19 protein-coding genes, 1 other RNA gene and 1 pseudogene are annotated in these 21,071 nt (G+C 35.1%); 11 read left to right on the top strand and 10 right to left on the bottom strand.

The window, feature by feature from the left end; all coding sequences use genetic code 11:
• The first annotated feature begins 870 nt into the window (after positions 1 to 870).
• A complete protein-coding gene (locus HUB92_RS05745; RefSeq protein ID WP_209472668.1) occupies positions 871 to 1,491 on the top strand; it encodes a superoxide dismutase in 621 nt (206 codons plus the stop codon).
• Complete coding sequence (locus HUB92_RS05750) at positions 1,488 to 2,759, top strand: M16 family metallopeptidase (RefSeq protein WP_209472670.1); 1,272 nt, start codon at positions 1,488 to 1,490, stop codon at positions 2,757 to 2,759. Before HUB92_RS05745 ends, HUB92_RS05750 begins: the two co-directional genes overlap by 4 nt.
• 6 nt (positions 2,760 to 2,765) lie before the next feature.
• Here the strand turns inward: HUB92_RS05750 and HUB92_RS05755 are convergent, their stop codons facing one another.
• The 3 genes from HUB92_RS05755 to nuoE form a co-directional block, all read right to left on the bottom strand.
• Complete coding sequence (locus tag HUB92_RS05755) at positions 2,766 to 3,083, bottom strand: WD_0736 family protein (RefSeq protein WP_010082444.1); 318 nt, start codon at positions 3,081 to 3,083, stop codon at positions 2,766 to 2,768.
• Positions 3,084 to 3,274: 191 nt separating this feature from the next.
• Positions 3,275 to 4,489 carry a tRNA guanosine(34) transglycosylase Tgt gene (gene tgt, locus HUB92_RS05760; RefSeq protein ID WP_010082445.1) on the bottom strand — a complete coding sequence of 405 codons (1,215 nt, stop codon included), beginning with the start codon at positions 4,487 to 4,489 and terminating at the stop codon, positions 3,275 to 3,277.
• The gene (gene nuoE, locus HUB92_RS05765; protein ID WP_010962799.1) at positions 4,490 to 4,990 is read right to left on the bottom strand and encodes an NADH-quinone oxidoreductase subunit NuoE; all 501 of its coding nucleotides are present in this window, start codon (positions 4,988 to 4,990) and stop codon (positions 4,490 to 4,492) included.
• A gap of 224 nt (positions 4,991 to 5,214) precedes the next feature.
• Between nuoE and HUB92_RS05770 the strand changes: the two genes are divergently transcribed.
• Positions 5,215 to 7,317, top strand: coding sequence for a hypothetical protein (locus HUB92_RS05770; protein ID WP_044471262.1), 2,103 nt, complete (start codon positions 5,215 to 5,217; stop codon positions 7,315 to 7,317).
• A 157-nt stretch (positions 7,318 to 7,474) separates the two neighbouring features.
• Positions 7,475 to 7,824: RNase P RNA component class A (gene rnpB, locus HUB92_RS05775), an RNA gene on the top strand.
• 51 nt (positions 7,825 to 7,875) lie between these two features.
• On the opposite strand, the gene HUB92_RS05780 is transcribed toward rnpB, so the two are convergent.
• The gene (locus tag HUB92_RS05780) at positions 7,876 to 8,646 is read right to left on the bottom strand and encodes a response regulator transcription factor (protein ID WP_010962797.1); all 771 of its coding nucleotides are present in this window, start codon (positions 8,644 to 8,646) and stop codon (positions 7,876 to 7,878) included.
• 325 nt (positions 8,647 to 8,971) lie between these two features.
• Between HUB92_RS05780 and HUB92_RS05785 the strand changes: the two genes are divergently transcribed.
• The 4 genes from HUB92_RS05785 to HUB92_RS05800 are packed head-to-tail and all read left to right on the top strand — an operon-like array spanning position 8,972 to position 12,405.
• A complete protein-coding gene (locus tag HUB92_RS05785; protein WP_010962796.1) occupies positions 8,972 to 9,955 on the top strand; it encodes an NAD(P)H-dependent glycerol-3-phosphate dehydrogenase in 984 nt (327 codons plus the stop codon).
• Between the two features lie 19 nt (positions 9,956 to 9,974).
• Positions 9,975 to 10,457 (top strand): phosphatidylglycerophosphatase A family protein, encoded by a 483-nt coding sequence (locus HUB92_RS05790; RefSeq protein WP_209472672.1) that lies wholly within the window; start codon positions 9,975 to 9,977, stop codon positions 10,455 to 10,457.
• On the top strand, positions 10,447 to 11,226 hold the full coding sequence (locus tag HUB92_RS05795) for a GNAT family N-acetyltransferase (RefSeq protein WP_006280097.1): 780 nt from the start codon (positions 10,447 to 10,449) through the stop codon (positions 11,224 to 11,226). The genes HUB92_RS05790 and HUB92_RS05795 overlap by 11 nt, the downstream gene beginning before the upstream one ends.
• Before the next feature lie 42 nt (positions 11,227 to 11,268).
• A complete protein-coding gene (locus tag HUB92_RS05800) occupies positions 11,269 to 12,405 on the top strand; it encodes a PAS domain-containing protein (RefSeq protein ID WP_010962793.1) in 1,137 nt (378 codons plus the stop codon).
• 3 nt (positions 12,406 to 12,408) lie between these two features.
• Here the strand turns inward: HUB92_RS05800 and sdhB are convergent, their stop codons facing one another.
• Together sdhB and ybeY are read right to left on the bottom strand one after the other, a co-directional pair.
• Positions 12,409 to 13,197, bottom strand: a complete 789-nt coding sequence (sdhB, locus tag HUB92_RS05805) for a succinate dehydrogenase iron-sulfur subunit (RefSeq protein ID WP_010082472.1) — start codon at positions 13,195 to 13,197, stop codon at positions 12,409 to 12,411.
• 86 nt (positions 13,198 to 13,283) lie between these two features.
• Complete coding sequence (ybeY, locus tag HUB92_RS05810) at positions 13,284 to 13,736, bottom strand: rRNA maturation RNase YbeY (protein WP_010082473.1); 453 nt, start codon at positions 13,734 to 13,736, stop codon at positions 13,284 to 13,286.
• Between the two features lie 24 nt (positions 13,737 to 13,760).
• Between ybeY and HUB92_RS07000 the strand changes: the two genes are divergently transcribed.
• Positions 13,761 to 13,892, top strand: coding sequence for a hypothetical protein (locus HUB92_RS07000; RefSeq protein WP_255322244.1), 132 nt, complete (start codon positions 13,761 to 13,763; stop codon positions 13,890 to 13,892).
• Positions 13,893 to 14,120: 228 nt separating this feature from the next.
• Here HUB92_RS07000 and HUB92_RS05820 read toward each other — a convergent pair whose 3' ends face one another.
• The 4 genes and pseudogenes from HUB92_RS05820 to HUB92_RS05835 form a co-directional block, all read right to left on the bottom strand.
• Positions 14,121 to 14,519 carry an EVE domain-containing protein gene (locus HUB92_RS05820; protein WP_007549395.1) on the bottom strand — a complete coding sequence of 133 codons (399 nt, stop codon included), beginning with the start codon at positions 14,517 to 14,519 and terminating at the stop codon, positions 14,121 to 14,123.
• The gene (gene ftsZ / locus HUB92_RS05825; protein ID WP_010962790.1) at positions 14,519 to 15,715 is read right to left on the bottom strand and encodes a cell division protein FtsZ; all 1,197 of its coding nucleotides are present in this window, start codon (positions 15,713 to 15,715) and stop codon (positions 14,519 to 14,521) included. Before ftsZ ends, HUB92_RS05820 begins: the two co-directional genes overlap by 1 nt.
• 248 nt (positions 15,716 to 15,963) lie before the next feature.
• Positions 15,964 to 16,413 (bottom strand): hypothetical protein, encoded by a 450-nt coding sequence (locus HUB92_RS05830; protein WP_209472674.1) that lies wholly within the window; start codon positions 16,411 to 16,413, stop codon positions 15,964 to 15,966.
• Positions 16,414 to 16,496: 83 nt separating this feature from the next.
• Positions 16,497 to 18,004, bottom strand: a pseudogene (locus tag HUB92_RS05835) (YifB family Mg chelatase-like AAA ATPase).
• A 122-nt stretch (positions 18,005 to 18,126) separates the two neighbouring features.
• On the opposite strand from HUB92_RS05835, the gene HUB92_RS05840 reads away from it, so the two are divergent.
• Both HUB92_RS05840 and HUB92_RS05845 read left to right on the top strand, forming a co-directional pair.
• On the top strand, positions 18,127 to 18,966 hold the full coding sequence (locus HUB92_RS05840) for a polysaccharide deacetylase family protein (RefSeq protein ID WP_209472676.1): 840 nt from the start codon (positions 18,127 to 18,129) through the stop codon (positions 18,964 to 18,966).
• A complete protein-coding gene (locus tag HUB92_RS05845; protein ID WP_209472678.1) occupies positions 18,921 to 20,495 on the top strand; it encodes a penicillin-binding transpeptidase domain-containing protein in 1,575 nt (524 codons plus the stop codon). The genes HUB92_RS05840 and HUB92_RS05845 overlap by 46 nt, the downstream gene beginning before the upstream one ends.
• Positions 20,496 to 21,071: the final 576 nt, after the last annotated feature.

A 21,071-nucleotide genomic window follows, 5' to 3' on the forward strand; every position in this document is an offset into this window, starting at 1 on the left:
CAATCCATTTTTTCACAAAATTGACCTTACCCAGAAAAAGTAGAGAGAAAGTTAAGACGTTTTTGTCATGAGAATAAATTGTGCAGGAATACAACTGTTCTCCCTTGTCATACCGTCACGGTATCTCTAGATCCCGCTAACACGTAGCGGAATGACGATTGTCAGGCCAGCGCCCCTATGATGTCATCCCAGTGTCAGCTACTCGGATGACATCATCCTTTTTTTGGGATTCCAGCGTCACGCGCTGGAATGACACCTTCCGTATAAACATTAAGAAATTTACCAAGCGGAGAAAAAGGCAAAAGAAGCCCCGTGGTTGGCTAATTACTTACATTATACTTTCAAGTATGGCGTTTTTTTATTCTAAACGTTTAATAACCGCGATTCAGCTACTTTTAAACCGCAACTAATCTAAATTATAAACGTTAAGAAATTTACTAAACAGAAAAAAAGGCAAAAGAAACCCTAGGGTAGCTAGTTATTCACTATCCATTTTTTAAGTTGGCGTTTTTTTATGTTTTAAACGCTTTATAAGCGCGTTTCAGCTTATGTAGGTAGAAATTTTATAAGACATAAGGTGCACATAGTGCAAAAAATTAAACATGAGACGCCAGATACGTGAGTTTTTTTGTCATTTAATCTGTACAGAGAAGATAAATAAATAGCTTCAGTTTCATGATAAGGGGGTTGGCGAAGGGTGTCAAGTAACTTTTGCATTTAATCCATTTCTATGGCTTATATAATAATCGTTATTGTAGTATAATTTAGAATAATGCAATAGATACCTAAATGTTTTAGCTATTAATTATATGTTGCACAAAAGCATATATTGCCCTACCATCCAAGTAGGTTAGAAATAAAGAGGTTTTTATGGGTTTTACTTTACCTGAATTACCATACGATAAAACAGCTTTGGAGCCTTATATATCTGCAAAAACCTTAGATTTTCATTATGATAAGCACCATAAAGGATATTTAAATAAACTCAATGAGCTAGTTGAAAATACGGATTATCAACATGTAAAAATTGAGGAATTAATAACAAAAGTGCATGGTAATAGCGGCAACTTGCCTATATTTAATAATGCAGCACAAGTTTGGAACCATACTTTTTATTGGAATTCAATGAAAAAAAATGGTGGTGGTAAGCCTAAAGATGGTAGTCTTCTAGCAAAAAAAATTCAAGACGATATCGGTGGCTTTGATAAATTTTATGAAGAATTTTCTAGTCATGGAGTAAGCCAGTTTGGCAGTGGATGGGTATGGTTAGTGCTCGAAAAAGGTAGGTTAGGAAAGCTCAAAATCACCAAGACTCCAAATGCAGATTTGCCAATAATTTATGGCCAAGTGCCACTACTCACTATGGATGTGTGGGAGCACGCCTATTATTTAGATTGTCAAAACCGTAGAATTGACTACATAAAAGTTTTCCTTGATCATTTGATTAATTGGGATTTTGCAGAAGAGAACTTAGAAGAATATATGAGATGAATATACCCCGGGTAACAAAATTAGATAATGGTCTGCGCATAATAACTGAGCAGGTGCGTGATATTGATTCCGTAGCTTTAAGCATACGAGTTGGTGTTGGCAGTAGAGCAGAAAGTGCAAAGCAAAATGGAATATCCCATTTTTTAGAACACATGGCTTTCAAAGGGACGAAGACAAGAACTGCCTTTGAAATTGCAAAAGCTTTTGATGACATAGGTGGAGTTTTCAACGCTAGCACCGGTAGGGAAAGCACCACCTATTATGCAAAAGTCCTCAAGAAAGACATAAAAACTGGTATTGTTATATTAATAGATATATTGATGAATTCCACGTTTCCAGAAGATGAATTGGAACGTGAGAAGGGTGTTGTAATACAAGAGATTTTTCAAACTAATGATTCACCAAGTGACATTATTTTCGACAAATATTTTGAGGCAGCTTATAAAGACCAACCATTTGGTAGGTCAATCTTAGGCACGCAAAATACTGTAAAATCTTTTACTCGAGGAGATCTAGATAATTACATAAATGAGCATTACTTTGGTGAGAATATGCTATTTGCCGTTGCAGGAAATGTTGAACATGAAGAAGTTGTTGCATTAACCAAAGATTTTCTCTCAAAGATTCATTCTAAAAAGCTGAAAAAAAGCCAAAATGCGAGCTGTACTGGTGGTGAGTGTTTAGAACATCGTAAATTAGATCAGGTACACTTGCTAATTGGTCTACCTAGTGTTTCTCGCCATGACGATAAATATCACACGTTTCAAGTGCTTGATTCTATATTAGGGAGCGGAATGTCATCACGTTTATTTCAGGAAGTAAGGGAAAAGCAGGGATTAGCTTACTCTGTTTATTCATTTAATTCCAGCTATACTAATACAGGAATGTTTTCCATTTTTGCTGGTACAGACAGTAGTAACTTAGATAAGCTTTTAAAATCTATAACGACAGAGTTGAAGAAGTTGTCTACAGATGATCTGAAGGAAGAAGAAGTAAATAGAGTGAAAGAGCGAGTAAAATCCCAAATTTTAATGTCACGCGAAAGTGTTAGCTCACGTGCTGAAACATTGGGACACTACTACGGTAACTATAATAGGTACATCAGTAAAAATGAATTAATAGAAAAAATTAGTGCAGTTACCACTGCTAACGTAAAAAAAGCAGCAGAAGAATTGTTATCTCAGCATGAAAAAACCACTCTAGCTGCAATTGGAGAAATTGAATCATTGCCAAGTTACGATAAAGTGGTTTCTATGCTTAAAGCTTAGTGTACTTTAATTATGTTGCTTAAGCTCACTAAAAAGTTCAATGAACGGTTGCAAAATCCTTTCTATAAAAAGTTTGCTTTCTGGTTCATCGCGTATATTACTTATCAGTTTATTCAAAGTTTTCTCGCTGTTTCGTAAAAATAAATAGCTTTCTACTGCTTGCACACCAGACAAGACAGTCAAAATTCCTCCTATCACTAGACAAGCAGCTATAGCAGGTACGGTACCCACTGCAATTGCAGTTGCGATTAATGATAACCCAGCTAAGAATGTAACGGCTGAAACGCAAAACGCTATTTGATGTTTTTCTTTATTGTTAACCATAAATACCTCACAAAAACTATATTTTTAACATACCAGTGTTGTCATGTATTGTCAAGTTTTTAAAGAAGATTAAAAAATGCAACGCACATGTGCAAAAAACGCTAACTATGGATTAGCCAAGGAAGAAAGAGTAGGAAGAGGAAGGCTTTTTCTGTTTTAGGGAATATAAAATAAGCGTAGAAAAATATGAACTAGGTGTATAATTCACAGTGTAGTGGTGTCTCACTAATCCAATTATTTTTCTCCCGATCTAGCCTATCATCTAATATAGCCTGCCTTATTGATGCCATTAACTTATTCATAAAGAAAATATTATGAATGGTAACGAGCGTGTAAGCCAGGAGCTCTTTAGCTTTCAGTAAATGGTGTATATAAGCTCTTGAATGTTTTCTGCAGGTAAAGCATAAACAGTCACTTTCAATTGGGTTGTTGTCCAGCTCAAATCGTTGATTCCGCAAATTAATATGCTCTTTGCACTTTGAAGAAATAGAATTTCTGTTTTTTACTTTAACAAGTGCGCCACCATGCCTTGCTAAGCGGGTTGGATGCACGCAATCAAACGTGTCAATTCCAAGCTCTACTCCGCGAAAGATGTCCACAATTCCACCAATACCAAGCAAATGAGTAGGCCTGTCTTTTTTCAGGTGGTCCATAGTGAAAGAAACTACATCATGCATCTGCTCTTTACTTTGACCAAGTGATCCACCTATTGCTTGACCAAAAAATGGCAAATCGTTGATAAAATCACAACTTTCTCTACGTAAATCTTGATACACTCCGCCTTGACTAATTCCATACAGTGCCTGCTTGCCATTATTGTTTTTTTCAAATTCATTTAAAGAACGTTCAGCCCATCTGTGGCTCATGAGCATTGATTTTGCTGTGTATTCTTTGCTTACGTGAAATGGAGTGCATTCATCTAAAACTAGGATTAAATCTGCACCTAATTTCTGTTGAATTTGTACAGATTTTTCAGGAGTTAAGCAATAAATTTTACCATTAATGTAAGAACGAAAAATTGCCCCATCCTCATTAATTTTGATCAAAGTTTTTTGTTTTTTTCTTATTCCTTTTATCTCTTCCGAAACTGATCCGTGGCCTAAGCTAAATATCTGATATCCACCTGAGTCAGTTAGCATTGGCCCATTCCATCCTATCATCTTGCGCAAACCACCAAGTTTTGCAACAGTATTCTCTCCTGGTTGAAGCATTAGGTGATAGGTGTTGGAAAGTATGATTTGGGTACCAGCTTCACTTATTCTTTCAATATCTGCAGCTTTAATTGCAGCTTTTGTTGCGCAGAATATAAAAGCGGGGGTTTCTACGCTTCCATTTGGAGTTTTAATTGTTCCAACTCTTGCAGAACCTGATTGCTTGATTCTCTTGAATGAAAATTCTTCTTTCATCTATTTGCCTGAAAGTTCTGTTATGATGTTTTCTACTTTCTCAGGAGTAAGATTTTCATAGAAGTCATTATTGATCTGCACAACGGGAGCATTAACGCATGCACCTAGGCATTCAACTTCTTTTAAAGTGAACAAATTATCTTTAGTAGTCTCACCGATATTGATTCCAAGTTTTTTTTTAAAGGTATTTAAAACTTCTTCACTATTGCACAACCAGCAAGGAGTTGTTCTACAAATTTGTATTAGATATTTGCCTACTGGTTTTAAATTATACATGGTGTAAAAATTTGCCACTTCATATACACGAATATGTGGAATATGCAGCATATCAGCAACATAACGCATAGCAGATTCAGAAACCCATCCGCATTGCTCTTGAACCAGATATAGTAAAGGCATAACAGCACTACCTTCTCTACCTTTGGGATACATCTCTATAAACTTTCCCGCTTTCTTGAGGTTTTCTGATGTAAAACTAAACTGCTCTTCTTTTTCTATCATTCATGAGACTCGTGTAAACTTTAACAGATTATACCTGTAGAACCAATGATTGCAATTGTTGGTTTTTTGAGAAATAGCATAAAGCTTCTTAGCCCTCTTCAAGCTTATATTTACCTTTTAGTATAAAATATTATATTAATTTTTTAATTTTAGTTAAAATTTTCATTGACATTAACACACAGGAGTAATCATAATAGCATTTTATTAATATTTTAAATAAAATTATGTCTATATTAAGAAGATTGCTCGGGATCAACTCAAATACACCGGAAATTAAAGAAGCGATAGGTTTTAATCCAACAAACGTAGAATTAATTGAGGGGAATGGAGTTGCTTACGGACTCAGCTATCAAGATAATGGTAATGGGAGCAGTAAAGTAAAATTACTTATTAGTCCATTATATCAATCAAAAACATACGAATGTGGTACAAATATCAGCGTAGCAAATGAATTCAAAGATCAATTATCTCTCACATTAATAGAAGATTCAGCTGAAATAGATAAAGTTGGAGTTATCTTTCCTGAAGAAGGAATTAGCGAAGAAGGAGAAAAATGCGTTAAAGGCTTATCTTTTAACACTTACGGAATTAAACAATCAGTTAATACTCCTTCAGTTGAACATTTAGATAAAAGAAAATTACAAAAGAATATTGATAATAATAGTCTTGCAAATGTGGGCAATAGTTACTTTCAACCAAGAGCAGTGAAAGTTGGTAATGGTGACGTAATTGTAATCGCCCATAACTTAAAGGATCAAACTTTAGTTTCTTGGTACTTAAAGTCAAGCGAGAGCGGAAAATTTAAGGTATTGACTGGAGAAAAAGGTGTTACAGAAAGAAAATTGTTCAATTTTGATAATCAGGGGCAATTGGCATTAAATGGAAACACGATGCTTTATTCGCAAGTGAGCAAAAGGATTACTAAGGAAAATCAAGAGGTGAGAAAAACACGTATTTTTAAATTTGATATGGCTAAAGTGATTCAGGGTCTGAAGGATGGAGTTAATGGCTTTTTACTTGGTAATCGAAAAGGTCAAATAGATAATAAAGCACTATCTCTTTCTAGAGAACATGAAATAAGCTTTTTGCAGTATGTTGAACAAACGGAAGGAAATGATCTAGTTGCTTTTCTTGAAAATGACCAATCAGCTAATGAGCAGAGGTTACATATAGCAACTCTACTTAAAAATGGATCAGTGTCAGATTTTCCTATCTATCAATTTACAGATCCTATAGAGCAATTATATATTAAAGGCAACGGTCAGGGTGGTTTTATCGTAACTGCGGTAAGTGGAGAAAATATTGTAACTTTTAATCAAAACGGCTCTGGAAAATCTTCTGAAGCAACAATAATACCGGCAAATAGCATCAAAACTCTCAGTGATTTTGTTAATATCATTAACGGTCGATTAACGCCAGATATTATTTCTAGTAGTACCGTGGCTCCTATAACTGTTGCAGAAACGGTTGTGACTTCTAAGAAGACGCCGACTGCTGCAATTACTAGCACAGCAGAAACCGACGCTGTGAAGACTACTAAATTGACAACGGAAGCCGTTGCACCTACTTCTACAATAAGTAAACCTTCAACGGAGTCAACGACAGTAGCAAAAACAACTACTACTTCACAAGCGACCACGGTTGCTACAACGTCAACTAGTGTGCCGATAGTAACTTCAGGGACTGAGACAAGTACTGTAAAACCTACAGCAGCGACTGGTGCGTCGACTTCTACGATGAGTAAACCTTCAACAGAGTCAACGACTCAAACAAGTACAGTAACAGTGAAGCCAACAACAGAAGCCGTTGCACCTACTTCTACAACGAATAAACCTTCAACAGAGTCAACGACTCAAACAAGCACAGTAACAGTGGAACCAACTGCGCCAACAACAAGCTCAGAGAAAACTACACAAACAGTATTTAGTATACCAAGTACTAGAACAAAAGAGTCAACAACTCCTATATTCACCACGACTTTACTTCCTCAGTCTACTTCTTCACCACAACCTACTCAACTTGCTATAGGGTCTAATAAGGCAGGAATGATAGGGGGATCTTTGGTTGGAGCAATAGGTATTGTTGGAATTATAGGATTCATAGCATATAGATATGTTAAGGGTCGTAATGCTGCTCCTGTATTAGAACTAACTGATTTGGGTTATAGAAGGCGATCATCTTCAAGTAGCGATGAAGAAATTTTTACCACTGGTAACAGAATGCGAACTATATATCAATCTGAAACAGTGCTAAATAGTATATCAGTAGAAAGTAGTAGTCGATCAAGAAGTAGCTCATCGTCTTCAAGCGGTGGACCAGGCTCTTGACTAACTGAAGCGGAGTCTAAAAGTGAAAAAAGCTTATCTTGGGATAGTGATGATGTGCCGGAATATCACCTTTAGCTATTTGTCTAAATGTTTTTAATATGTAGACTGTTAGGAAATTGTCTTTTGCTTTTGTGATTTTCATGTTAAAGTATAATTCCTAGGTGAAATAAGTAGCTGCTGTTGTGTGATAAACATAGCAGAGGAAAGTCCGGGCTCCAAGGAAAAATAGTGACGGGTAATGCCCGCCGGAGGTAACTCCAGTTATAGGGCTACAGAAAATTACCGCCTAAAATATTTTTAGGTAAGGGTGAAAAGGTGTGGTAAGAGCACACCATGGCAATGGCAACATTGGTAGTCGAGTAACCAACACTAGGAGCAAGATTAAATAGAAGTAGATTTTATGTTTTCCTCATATCTACTCGGGTAAATCGCATGCGGTAAATGGTAACATTTACTCCAGATAAATAGCTACATAAACAGAACTCGGCTTATATTTCACCTAGGCGTTCACATGATACGTGCGATATAAGCCATGCTATATTTAAATGTGTAGGCATTTCATGCGTTGTCCTTCACTTGTTCTGCTTGATAGCCATCACTACTTTCGCCTACATTAACATTAGAATATTCATCATCATCAATATACTCTTTCAGAACATACCCTCTGCCCCAAACGGTTTCTATGTGGCTTTTTCCATCATTTGCACTTTCAAGTTTCTTACGTAATTTGCACATAAAAACATCAACTATCTTGTTATCTGAAGGTTCATCCAAGCCATTGTAAAGATGATTTAAGAACATTTCTTTTGTTAGTACTGTTCCTTTACGCAGTGCTAGCAATTCTATCATAGAATACTCTTTATTAGTAAGGTGAACCGTTTTACCTTTCACCTCAACAACCCTGTGATCAAAATTGATATTTATATTACCAATCTTTATCACCGATTCAGGATGGCCTTTAGTACGACGCACTATGGCCTTAATTCGAGCTAATAACTCGCTTTTATGAAATGGCTTGGTTAAGTAATCATCGGCACCATACCCGAGTCCTTTAGCTTTGTGATTGACAGCGGATATGCATGAAAGTATTAAGACAGGAACTTTGATTTTTGCACTTCTTAGTCTTAACAATATATCATATCCGTCAATATCACCAGGTAAGTGTATATCTAAAATAACTAGGTCATAGTAATCTCCGTTTGAGGAAACCATATTATTGTTATAATCTTGTGCAGAAGTAACAACGTCACAGAAGTGTCCATCAGAAGTTAAGGCGTTAACTACAGTCTTTGCACTTACTTGATCATCTTCAATTAATAATATACGCATATTTTACACCCCATAAATAATTTATAATTTTAGTAATATATATAACTAAGGAAAGTAATAAATCAAATTTTTATTAACAAATGATCAAAATTACACTTATTAATTAATAGTAAATATATTGTTCCAAAGTTATATAAATAGATCTAAAATATAATAGACATACCATGATAGTAATAATATTTTTAGTAAATATTGAATTAAAGTTACTATTATTAAAAGAATACTTCGGTTAATAAATATTTAACTATTCTATATGTCTGTGTTATATTTTTAATTTACTTATCCTACTATTTTAAAGTATAAGTAATATTTTCAGGAATATTGTGTGGCAATATCAATTTTAGGTGCTGGTGCATGGGGTACAGCAATCGCAATTTCATTAGGTAGTAAGAAAGATGTGATTTTGTGGACTCACAATGAAACTACATTTGAATCAATCAACGGGAAAAGAGAAAGTGACAAGCTACCCGGTTGTCGAATTTCTGATAATGTGTCAGTAAAATTGGCTATTGAAGACATAATTAATGCTTCAGTAACAATCCTCGCTGTTCCCACTCAGTCTCTGAGGAAGGTATGTCAGCAATTGCATAATTGTAATCTGAAAAAAGATGTAGCAATAATTTTAGCTTGTAAGGGAATAGAAAAGTCTACATTAAAATTACCTAGTGAAATAGTAAATGAAATTTTACCTAACAATCCTATTGCTATTTTTTCAGGTCCTAGCTTTGCTGTAGAAGTTGCAAGAAAATTACCCTATTCAATGGTTCTTGCATGCCAAAATAACACATTAGGTTCAAAGCTAGTATCAGAGCTGCAACAAGAAAATGTTAAATTGGAGTTTAGTAACGACATTATAGGAGTACAGATTTGTGCAGCGTTAAAGAACGTTTTTGCTATAGCGTGTGGGATTGTTCTAGGTAGTAAACTTGGGTTTAATGCTCATGCAGCATTGATTACGAAAAGTATGAGCGAAATTAAGGCTTTATACTCAGCAAAAATTGGTGACGGTAGTGTGGATATAAATACACTACTTGGGCCAGCATGTCTGGGTGACCTAATTATGACATGCACATCCTTGAATTCAAGAAACTTATCTTTTGGGTTTAAAATAGGTAATAGTGACAATGGCTTTAATGTTCAGCAGATTTTGTCAGAAGGCAAGTCAGTGATTGAAGGTTTTAGCACTGCTGAGTCCATATTTAATTTAGCAGGAAAGCTAAAGATAAAAATGCCTATATGTGAAGCGGTCTATAGATTATTGTATGAAAGCGCCTCTATAGAGGATACTCTTTCTGTTCTTATAAGTTAATTTTGTATTTGGATATATTGTGAAATTTTTATATAAATTAATATCAACGTGGTGGCTGTCTGGAACAGTAAAAAAAATGCCAGGTACTGTGGGTAGTTTGGCTTCTTTTCCGCTTGTTCCTGTAATCCTGAGCAACAAAATTTTAGGTGCAACAATTATTTCTTTTTTATTCTTAATTGGATTATGGTCTACAGGTAATTATATAAAACATTACAAGACTTCATGTGATCCAAAAGAGGTAGTAATTGACGAAGTGGTTGGTCAATTGCTGACGATACTTTTAGTTTCGATATTGTTAAGCCAAGAGATGAATTGTTCTTCATTGTTGTTGTGCTTTTTTTCTTTTAGGTTTTTTGATATAATAAAAACGTGGCCTATAAATTTAATCGATAAAAATACCAAAGGTCCTTTAGGTATTATGCTAGATGACGTTATAGCTGCAATTTTAGCCTGTGTTCTTATAGGAGCCTTTTATTGTTTATTGTTGGTGTATGCAGGATAAAAAAATTTATTATTCAAGCTTAATTGTTCAAAATCTAAAGGATTATATACTGTACACAGCGAATTTATCTGAGTGGGAAGTACACGATGAATTTGATAACATCATATTTACAATAAATGGTACCAGGGAGTCATTATTTAATTTTGTGTTCTGTGGAGATCAATGTACCGAGCTTTCTATACAAAAAACTCTAGATTATCTCAGAACAAGAGATATAGAAGCAACATGGGTAATAAATTCACATATGAAAATAAGAGATATTTTAGAAAAGTGTGAAATAAAACACGTTAGCACACCAAAAAAAGCTTTACTTAATATGAAAAATTACTTTTTACCTGCTGATGTTATTCCAAACTTGAGGTTAAATGCTGTGAATGGTAGCAACCTCTTAGAACAGTTAGATCTACACACTTCTAAAATTTTTTATCATGGCGTTGGAATTGTCAGCACATTTTTTCGCGGATTATCAAATTATGATGATAAGAACTCAAGATTAAGATTTTTTCTTGTAACACTAAATAATGAAATTATTGGGACATGCGGTCTTTATGTTCAAGATAGCGTAGCTGGTTTTTATAGTGATGGAGTTTTACCAATTTACAGGAATCGTGGAATAGGTACCCAAATGGTTTTAGAAAGAATAAAGATAGCTAAACAGCTTGAATGCAAATATATAGTAGCACATTGTATGAAATCTTCTGTGAACCTTTATAAGAGATTGGGCTTTCAAATGTTAGGCAATCTTTACTTATATACCTCTTCAGCATAATTCTGAGCGGTTACAAATTTTTACATTTGTTTTAAAAGTGCTATGTTTTTTTTGTATGAAGTGGTTTTAATATTGATTCTAATATTATTCTTTCTCTCTTATTCTAAATTAAAAATTAGTAATAAGATTAAGAACTTACAGCATCAAAATGTTATCATAAATAATTTAATTGATACTGTGAATGATGGGTTTTATATTTGGGATGCAAAAAAACGTATAGAAAAGTTCTCTCCCAATTTACTAATTTTGCTTAATACTGTTTTTTACTCATTTAATGAGTTTGTGAATTTTTTTGAGCAATCAGAAAGCTTAATCAAAAATTTTGTTGAGGCAAAGGAAATAAATAAATCTTTTACTCTAGATTTAAAGTCAAAAGACAGTGAGGTTTATTGCATATGTTACGGTAGAAGCATAATAGATGATTCTAACAATGTGATAGGTGTGCTGTTATGGATAAGGAATGTCTCAGACTGTAAGATAAAGGCTAACGGACTTGAGTTAGAAAATAGTAAGCTTACACAGGAAGTGGAGAGCTATAAAAACGTTTTCAACTCTTTACCATTTCCAATACTAAGATATAACAAGAGTAGAAAGGTGGAATTTTATAACTTGTTTTATGATAAATATGTAGATGGTTCTAAGAAATTTGCTATTACCGGTAGCGCTCATAGCACAAAACCAGGAAGACATGTCATAACTTATAAGAACGAACCTAAGGTTTTCGATTTTGTTAAAATTCCAATACAAGGTTCTGGTAGCATAGTAATGTATGGGAAAGATGTTAGTGATGCAGAGAAATTATATACTGAATTAAACAGTTATTTAGCTACACAGAAAAATTTGCTTGAGAGGTTACCGGTTGCTATAGTAATATATAGTAAGAATCAAAAGCTAAAATTTTATAATAATGCTTTTATAAAAACCTTTCAATTTGACCCAAAATTTTTGGCATCTTACCCAACTTATCACGAAGTTATGCTTTACCTCTTCGAATCTAAAAAGCTTTTAGAAAAAGAGGATTTTCAAACTATTAGTAACCAAAGACATGAGTTGTTCAAAAAATTATTTGAATCGTACGATGATACGATGCACTTCACAAACGGAAAAGCGTTCAGGGTATTAACAATACCCTACGCTTCGGAAGGTTTGCTGTTCTCTTACGAAGAATGCAAAAGATAATACTTAAACTCCTTCTCTCTCTACCATGAGCTGTTTTACTTTCGCTATTGCTCTTGCTGGATTAAGTCCTTTAGGACAAGTTTTTGTGCAATTCATTATTGTATGACAACGATACAACTTGAATGGGTCGTTTAAAACATCAAGTCTTTCACCTGTCTTATTATCACGGCTGTCAGCAATCCATCTGTAAGCTTGTAATAGTATTGCTGGTCCTAAAAATTTATCACTATTCCACCAGTAGCTTGGGCAACCAGTCGAACAGCAAGCACATAATATACAGTCGGACAAGCCATCTAATTTTTTTCTATCTTCAGAAGATTGAGAGTATTCTTTATTTGGTAGGGCAGGCTTATCTGCTTGTAACCAAGGTTTAATTGACTTGTATTGCTCATAAAATTGGCTCAAATCCGAGACTAGGTCCTTTATTACATACATGTGAGGTAATGGATATATTTTTACGTCACCTTTTATATCATGTATAGATCTAGTACATGCAAGAGTATTGGTTCCGTCAATATTCATGGCACAAGATCCACATATGCCTTCTCTACAAGAACGTCTGAAAGTTAAAGTCGAATCTATTTCATCCTTTATTTTTATTAATGCATCAAGTACCATAGGGCCACAACTATCCATATCAATAAAAAATGTGTCTATTCTAGGGTTTTTCTCGTCATCAGCAGACCAACGGTAAATTTGAAATCTTCTGATGTTTTTTGCTCTAGCAGGAATAGGATAAATTTTGCCCTTTTGATTAATTTTAGAATTCTTTGGCAAAGAAAACTGAACCATATCACTTACCTTTTATTGTTTATAGCTAAAACCCTTTGTAGATAACATATTTTATTATCATCTACTATATTTTTATTAAATTCCTTTTAAATCGCACACATATTGTAGCCAAGCGAAGCTAAAATCTCTCTTTCTAGATTTTTCATTATAATTTCTTCATCTTTTTTTTGGTGATCATAACCAAGTAAATGCAGTAATCCATGCACTAACATGTGTGCAATGTGAGCAAGAATGGGTATATAATACTCATGCGATTCTCTTTTTATTGTGTCTATTGAAATTGCTATGTCTCCTAAATCGCACTCATTAGACAATTGTTCATACGGAAATGATAGTACGTTAGTTGGCTTATCCATTTCTCTAAATTTTAAATTAAGTTGATGTAGCAAGTCATCATCAGCCAGAGCTATTGATATATTTGGTTTATAGTGGTCTATTTTTAATTCTTTTAGAGAAGCATTGATGACACCTAATACAAAATTTTTAGGATTTTCTATAATGCTGCACCATTTCTTGTCAAGAATATTTACTTCTAACATGAGTGACACATCAGTAAGGGTGTCATGCAAATAGCTGACACTGGAATCCAAAAAAGAAGAGTTATAGACCCTTGTGTCATGTACACAACTGTACGAATATTGTACACTAGAAGGATGTCATCCCAGTGTCTAGGCACTGGGATCCAGGAATTTTGATTAGACATCAAGTTAGTGAATATAAAAGTAGCTAATCTTATATTAAAACACAACGGCTTTAATGTGGTTGCATTAAGGCTGGATTCCAGTGTCAAGCACTGGAATGACACCTTTGTGTTTGATGCAAAATCGGCTATAACGTTTAATGCACTGCCTTCGAGACAAATATTCATACAGCTGTGCGTTGTGTGCTGAGATGACATCATTTAGGAACTGAAATGACAGGTATTACACATCACTCATCCTTATTATTTCATTCCATTCAATTTCCGAAACTGGGGCAATTGATAAACGTGGTTGTTTTAATATAGTCATATTTTTCAAAAGTGGGTTTTGTTTTATATTATTTAACGTTACTTGGTTATTTAAAGGTTTCAAAAACTTTACATTCACTAATCCGAACTTGGGATCATTAACATGATAATACTCTTTAAATACTTCAACGATTCCAAGTATTGCTTTCTCTTTACCTGTATGATAAAAAAACGCAAGATCGCTTGCTTTCATAATTTTCATGTAATTTTGAGCTTGATAATTGCGCACACCATCCCACTCAACTACCTGCTCCTTTTCCATTTTTTGCCATGAGTATTCACTTGGCTCTGACTTAAGTAGCCAAAATTGCATTATTTTTTTCTTCTTAAGTAAGCTGGTATATCATAGATATTGCTGCCCCACTTAGCTCCTTCGCTTACCTGTTCAGCTGGTTTTGTTTCCAGTGTTTTGTCTTGTGTACTTTCACTTTGACTATATGGCCACTTAAATTTCTCTTTCTCTGAGTCTTCGCTCTGACTTATAGGTGAAGTTTCTGATTTATTATTGCGACCATCAATGCCAGTTGCAAGAACAGAAACTCTAACTCTTCCCTCCATCGCTTGATCAAAAGTAGCACCAAATATTATATTTGCATTTTCATCTACTTCTTCACGCACTCTATTGGCTGCAGCATCAACTTCAAACAGAGTCATATCTCCGCCACCAGTAATGTTAATTAATATTCCTTGCGCACCTTTCATTGATACATTATCAAGCAATGGATTAGATATTGCAGCCTCTGCAGCACTAATTGCTCTATCTTCTCCTTCTGCCTCTCCGGTGCCGATCATCGCTTTGCCCATCTCGCTCATTACTGTTTCTATATCAGCGAAGTCAAGATTGATAAGCCCTGGCATGACCATCAAGTCAGTTACTCCTCTGATGCCAATGTGCAGAACATTATCAGCAAGTTTAAATGCATCAGAAAATGTAGTTTTTTCATTTGCAATTCTAAATAAATTCTGATTTGGAATGACAATAAGTGTATCCACGTATTTTTGCAGTTCTTCAAGTCCAAGCTCTGCAATGCGCATACGGCGCACACCTTCAAAACCGAACGGTTTAGTTACAACTCCAACAGTCAATATCTTTTTTTCTTTTGGCGCTCTATCCTTAACTGCGGCTCTTGCTTCTCTGGCTGCTTTTGCAATTACCGGTGCTGCACCGGTTCCAGTACCACCGCCCATTCCTGCTGTGATGAAAAGCATATGACTATCTTTTATATGCTCCATAATCTCATCAATTGACTCTTCTGCTGCACCTTTGCCAACATCAGGCAAAGCACCAGCACCAAGCCCCTTAGTTAAATTAATGCCAAGCTGAATTTTTTTATCACATAACGACTTTTCTAGTGCTTGAGCATCGGTATTTGCGACAACAAAATTCACTCCTTGCAAATTAGATTGGATCATGTTATTCACAGCATTTCCACCAGCACCACCCACTCCCACAACGGTAATCCTTGGGTGTAATATAGGCAACTCCGGCAGACTAAGATCAATAGACATTTAAATTACTCAAATTTAGCGAATTCACTTGATAATAAGTTACCGCTTTTTTAATAATATGCAAATACTTTTCACTTCTATAGGCGTAAATAGTAAACGGGATTTACTTATTCTTAACATTTATACTAATAAGTGCCGTTAATTATAATAACTAGATTCTTAGATGACATCACTTAACCGATGCAAAAAATAGAAAACGTTTATAAAAAGGGACAGAAACCTATCCCTTTTTATTTTGTTGAAGATTATTATATTGTCTGATCTTTCCCTTTCAATGCTTCAACTGCAACATCTTTTAATTTTGAGGCAACTTGATATGTTCCATAAACAGCAGCAACTGCAGCAATTGTCATTATGGCACCCGCAACTATCTGACCAGCAACACCTGTTCCGATAAATCCAGGTAATGAAGCAGCTATTGCTTGATTTGTTCCAACAAAGTAACTGGCAGTCTTAGCAAGAAACCCAGAAGCTTCTGCTGCACTAACAAAGCCTGCTTTCATATGCATTGCTGTAAAGACAACACTTGCAACTGCAAGCGGAAATAATGCTGTTCTCCCTTTATTATGCATAGCGTACTGACCAGCTCCACCAGCAGCACCAGGAATTCCCCAGTATTTTTCAGCTTGTATATATCCTTCTGAAATAGCATGAAAAATGCCATCCTCTTTTCTATACTCATAATTTGTTAATGCCATAACTCTACTCCTTAAATAGAATGTTAAAATTTCATTAAGGAAGCATATAGTAAAAAAAATTGCCTGTCAAGTAAACTAATTTTTTAATATACCTTTATTCTGTAATTGAGCGCTTCAGCAATGTGTGCTCTTTTTACTTCTTCACTTTTTGCAAGATCTGCAATAGTTCTTGCAACTTTTAATACGCGTGTGTAGCCTCGATTGGAAATGTAATTTTCTTTCAGTACGTATTTTAGCAATTCTAACCCTGCCTGATCTGGTTCAGTAAATTTATTAAATGCTTCACCGCTTACTTCTGAATTGCAACGAATATTTAATTCACTATAGCGCTCAGTTTGAACTTTTCTTGCTGCTATCACTCTTTCTCTTATAATTTTAGTACTTTCTCCCTCCACAGAGATTTCAGGAGAGAGTATGCTAACGTTTGGCATTTCAATGCATATGTCTATTCTATCAAGCAATGGGCCTGATATTTTGTTTTTGTAATCTGTGCCACACTTTGGAGCTTTGTTGCACGATCTGCTTGCATCACCTAAATAACCGCACCTGCAAGGGTTCATTGCAGCTATCAGTTGAAAATTGGCAGGGTAGGTTATGTGAGCATTTGCCTTGCAACGGTAACTTTTCTATCTTCAAGTGGTTGGCGCAGAGAATCAAGCACGAGTCTTGGAAATTCAGGTAGCTCATCAAGAAATAACACGCCATTGTGAGCCATGGTAATTTCTCCGGGTTTTGCATTCTTTCCTCCTCCTATCATTGCTGGCATGGAACATGAGTGATGAGGTTCACGAAAGGGGCGAGTTACTTTGAATATTTCATTACCAGTTTTTGTTATGCTGGAAATAATATTAACATCAATCATCTCCTGTTCGGTTAAATCAGGCAGCAATCCTATAAAGCGCTTAGCAAGCATTGATTTTCCAGTACCAGGAGGGCCAACAAGAAGCATATTATGCCCACCTGCTGCTGCAATTTCAGCTGCTCTTTTTGCAACAACTTGGCCTTTAATATCCTTCATATCGGGAACCAATCTTTTTTCTTTGGGTGCATCACTATATTTAAAAATTACTGGCTGAATTAATTGCTCACCCTTAAAGTGTCTGATAATATCAGTTAATTTCTCTATAGCTAGAATTGAAACATTCTTTACCCATGAAGCCTCTACTCCATTTCCCCTTGGGCAAATTACTCCTTTATTTGCCTGTTTTGCATTGATCGCTGTTGGCAGCACTCCTGAAACTGGAATAACTCTGCCATCAAGGGCAAGCTCACCCATAATGATATAAGACTGAACTTTTTCAACTGGTATCACATTCATTACAACAAGTAGTCCAATAGCAATAGCCAAGTCATAATGACTACCTTCTTTCAGTAAATCCGCAGGGGAGAGATTAACTGTAATTCTTTTTGGAGGTAGTAGTAGATTGATTGAATTTAACGCTGCTCTGATGCGTTCTTTGGATTCCGCAACAGTTTTATCTGGCAATCCAACAATATTAAAAGCTGGAATACCATTTGCCATATGAATTTGTGCATTGACATTTACTGTGCTAATTCCCTGAAGCGCAACGGTATTTATATTTGCAATCATAATATATTATATAAAATTGTTAATACAATATATTAAAGAAGCGATGAAGTAAAGGCTACAGCAATTAAAGATGGCTTAACTTAGCAAAAAAGTGTAGTATTCTATCACTTTGCTGATTACAAATGTTTATAAGGATAATCACTTTTTTCTTACTATATTCAAGTACGGCTTTTTGTAGTGATTGTAATTTTAATTTACCATACTGTGGGCTCAGTTGTAATCTAGATCTATCATATAGAAATTTAAGTAATATAAAAAAATTATTGAATAACGACGATAAGTTTGTTGCGCTTACGTTTGATGATGGACCGTCTAACAATAGAGTAAACGATATTATTAATGTTCTGGAAAGCTATGAAGCAAAAGCAACATTTTTTGTGCTTGGTGAACGTATAAATGAAAAAACGTCTGAAATAGTAAAGAAAATTCATGAATCAGGTCATGAGTTAGGCAATCACTCTTGGTCGCATAGGAAGTTGACATCACTTTCAAGTGAGGAACAATTGCAAGAATTGGAAAAGACAAATACAGCAATTAAAAATGCAATAAAACAAGATGTAAAATGGTTTCGTCCGCCATATGGATGTTATGACGATAATCTGATTGAAAATATTGATCAATTAAATATGTATTCAATATTATGGACAGTTGATTCGCTAGATTGGCAAGGTGATAAGCCAGAAACTTTAGTTGAAAGAGTTTTAAGTAATGTACATAATGGAGCAGTTATACTGTTTCATGATCACAATAACAGGTCAAACACAATTGAAGCTTTACCTCATATTATTAAAATACTAAAAAAATCAGGTTATAAGTTTGTGACCTTAAGTGAGTGGGAAAAAAGGGTTTGTAATACGGTAAAAGCCAGAAGTGTAACAATAAAAGAGGGGAAAAAAGTGCGTTTTGAAGGAATGTTATGTGGACAAAAAACAAAGTCTTTAACCGCAGAGCATTCATATTAGGTGGTATTCAGCTTACCATTTCTGCGGTTTTTAGTTGCAGGTTATATAATTTACAAATACGAAACAGACAAAAGTACGAAGCACTATCTAATAGTAATAGAATAAGAGTTGCTACTATTATGCCTAAGCGGGGCAAAATTTTAGATAGGAATAGCATTGAACTTGCGATGAACAAAATTTCGTATGTTGTTTTGTTTGATGGTTCTGGTAAGGAAGTTGATTTGCAGACATTATCAGAAGTCGAGTCTAAAATAGCAAAATCGTCAGAAAAAATAACTGCTCTTTATAAACGTTATTACCCGTTTGGTTCAATGTGTTCTCATGTAATCGGATATACAAAAAGACAGCAAGGCATAAGCGAAGTAGGAATCAGCGGTATTGAATATACATATGATCATATATTGAAAGGCAAGTCAGGAAAATCTGAGCAGGAAATAAATTCTAAAAAACGCGTCATAAAAGAATTATCAAGCATACCACAACAAGACGGACAAGATGTACAACTGACAATTGATATTAATCTGCAAGAGAAAACCGCAGAGGTATTTAAAGATCACCAAGGCTCCGCAGTGGTAATTGATGTAAATAATGGAGAAATTTTAGCATTATATAATTCACCTTCTTACGATAATAATCTTTTTGCTAGCAGGCTATCAAATGAGACTTGGGAGAGCTTGAATGCTCCTTCATTACCGCTTGTGAATCGTGCGTTATCATATCAAATTCCACCTGGTTCAATATTTAAAGTAATAGTTGCGCTTGCGGGTTTAAAAGACGGGATAATAACACCAGAAGAGAAATTCTCGTGCAAGGGCTATATGAAAATAGGTGAGCGGAAATTTCGTTGTCTGAAAAGCAAAGTCCATGGGTATGTATCTTTAAATGAGGCAATGGCATTATCATGCAACACTTACTTTTATAATATAGGGAAAAAAATAAGTGTAGACTCTCTGGTAGAAATGGCCAGAAAATTTGGTATTGGAAGTGGGCCACTGATTGGAACGTTTAAAGAAGAAGCTCCAGGGTTGTTGCCAGATAGAGATTGGCGTACACGAAAGCTATATTCGCAGTGGTATTTAGGTGACACTATCAACTTAGTTATAGGACAAGGGTATATGCTTACAACACCACTACAGCTTGCAGTTCTTGCAGCGAGGATTGCAACAGGAAAAGAGGTAATTCCCCGCATTAAGATGAATGAAACGATACAAGATTTTCCCGATATTGATGTGGATTGTGAGCATCTTAGCATAGTTCGAAAAGCTATGTTTGATGTGGTGAATTCTAAAACTGGAACCTATAAGAAAGGGCTAAGCGGTATACAAATTGCTGGCAAAACCGGTACACCAGAAATAAACTCTAAGGGCGAAAGTCATAAGTTATTTATCGCCTATGGCCCTTACCATAACCCGCGCTATGCAATCTCTGTGTTTATAGAACACGGCAAAGCCCCACGCCAAGATGTTGCTATAGCTAATGAAATATTTCAGTATATGCTTGAAACTATGAGTATTAAACTTCTTGCATAACCATATAACAAACTTTTATTGGGAATAGAAACGAAAAAACTTACTTGACACCCTTCGCCAGCGCCCTTATCATGATAGTGAAGCTATTGTATTTGCTTTTGCCAATCTGCAGATTAAAAGGTAAGGATTACTTAATGTATCGGCGTCTTATGTTCAATTTTTTGCAGTATATAGATACTGTATGTCTTTACAAAACTTCATCTACATCTAGATTTTTATCTAAATAAGCTGAACGCGCTTATAAAGCGTTACAAGACATCAAAAAATGCCAATACTCGACAGAGATAGTAAAAGACTAGCTAACTCGGGGATTCTTTGTCTTTTTTTCTGCTTAGTAAATTTCTTAAACATTTGCAGCGTAAGTTAGTTGCAATTAAAAGCGGCTGAATCTCGCTTGTCAAGCGTTTAAAACATAAAAAACGCCAATATTTTAAAGCGGATAATAACCCCAGGGTTTCTTTTGCCTTTTTTTTCATTTGGTAAATTTCTTAATATTTATAGCTAAACAACAACCGTCATCCCGCTACGTGTTAGCGGGATCTATGCTTTGAGATACCGCGAATGAATCGCGGTATG

The sequence above is a fragment of the Wolbachia endosymbiont of Wiebesia pumilae genome, from assembly GCF_017869285.1.
GTDB classification, from domain to species: Bacteria; Pseudomonadota; Alphaproteobacteria; order Rickettsiales; family Anaplasmataceae; genus Wolbachia; species Wolbachia pipientis.

Coding starts and splice junctions, on each gene's coding strand:
- HUB92_RS05755 (WP_010082444.1), bottom strand. CDS start 3,083: ATGGTTAACAATAAAGAAAAACATCAAATAGCGTTTTGCGTTTCAGCC.
- sdhB (WP_010082472.1), bottom strand. CDS start 13,197: ATGGTTCAGTTTTCTTTGCCAAAGAATTCTAAAATTAATCAAAAGGGC.
- ybeY (WP_010082473.1), bottom strand. CDS start 13,736: ATGTTAGAAGTAAATATTCTTGACAAGAAATGGTGCAGCATTATAGAA.
- HUB92_RS05820 (WP_007549395.1), bottom strand. CDS start 14,519: ATGCAATTTTGGCTACTTAAGTCAGAGCCAAGTGAATACTCATGGCAA.
- HUB92_RS07000 (WP_255322244.1), top strand. CDS start 13,761: ATGCAAATAGCTGACACTGGAATCCAAAAAAGAAGAGTTATAGACCCT.
- HUB92_RS05845 (WP_209472678.1), top strand. CDS start 18,921: ATGTGGACAAAAAACAAAGTCTTTAACCGCAGAGCATTCATATTAGGT.
- HUB92_RS05800 (WP_010962793.1), top strand. CDS start 11,269: ATGTTTTTTTTGTATGAAGTGGTTTTAATATTGATTCTAATATTATTC.
- HUB92_RS05750 (WP_209472670.1), top strand. CDS start 1,488: ATGAATATACCCCGGGTAACAAAATTAGATAATGGTCTGCGCATAATA.
- tgt (WP_010082445.1), bottom strand. CDS start 4,489: ATGAAAGAAGAATTTTCATTCAAGAGAATCAAGCAATCAGGTTCTGCA.
- nuoE (WP_010962799.1), bottom strand. CDS start 4,990: ATGATAGAAAAAGAAGAGCAGTTTAGTTTTACATCAGAAAACCTCAAG.
- HUB92_RS05780 (WP_010962797.1), bottom strand. CDS start 8,646: ATGCGTATATTATTAATTGAAGATGATCAAGTAAGTGCAAAGACTGTA.
- HUB92_RS05830 (WP_209472674.1), bottom strand. CDS start 16,413: ATGGCATTAACAAATTATGAGTATAGAAAAGAGGATGGCATTTTTCAT.
- ftsZ (WP_010962790.1), bottom strand. CDS start 15,715: ATGTCTATTGATCTTAGTCTGCCGGAGTTGCCTATATTACACCCAAGG.
- HUB92_RS05795 (WP_006280097.1), top strand. CDS start 10,447: ATGCAGGATAAAAAAATTTATTATTCAAGCTTAATTGTTCAAAATCTA.
- HUB92_RS05745 (WP_209472668.1), top strand. CDS start 871: ATGGGTTTTACTTTACCTGAATTACCATACGATAAAACAGCTTTGGAG.
- HUB92_RS05840 (WP_209472676.1), top strand. CDS start 18,127: ATGTTTATAAGGATAATCACTTTTTTCTTACTATATTCAAGTACGGCT.
- HUB92_RS05770 (WP_044471262.1), top strand. CDS start 5,215: ATGTCTATATTAAGAAGATTGCTCGGGATCAACTCAAATACACCGGAA.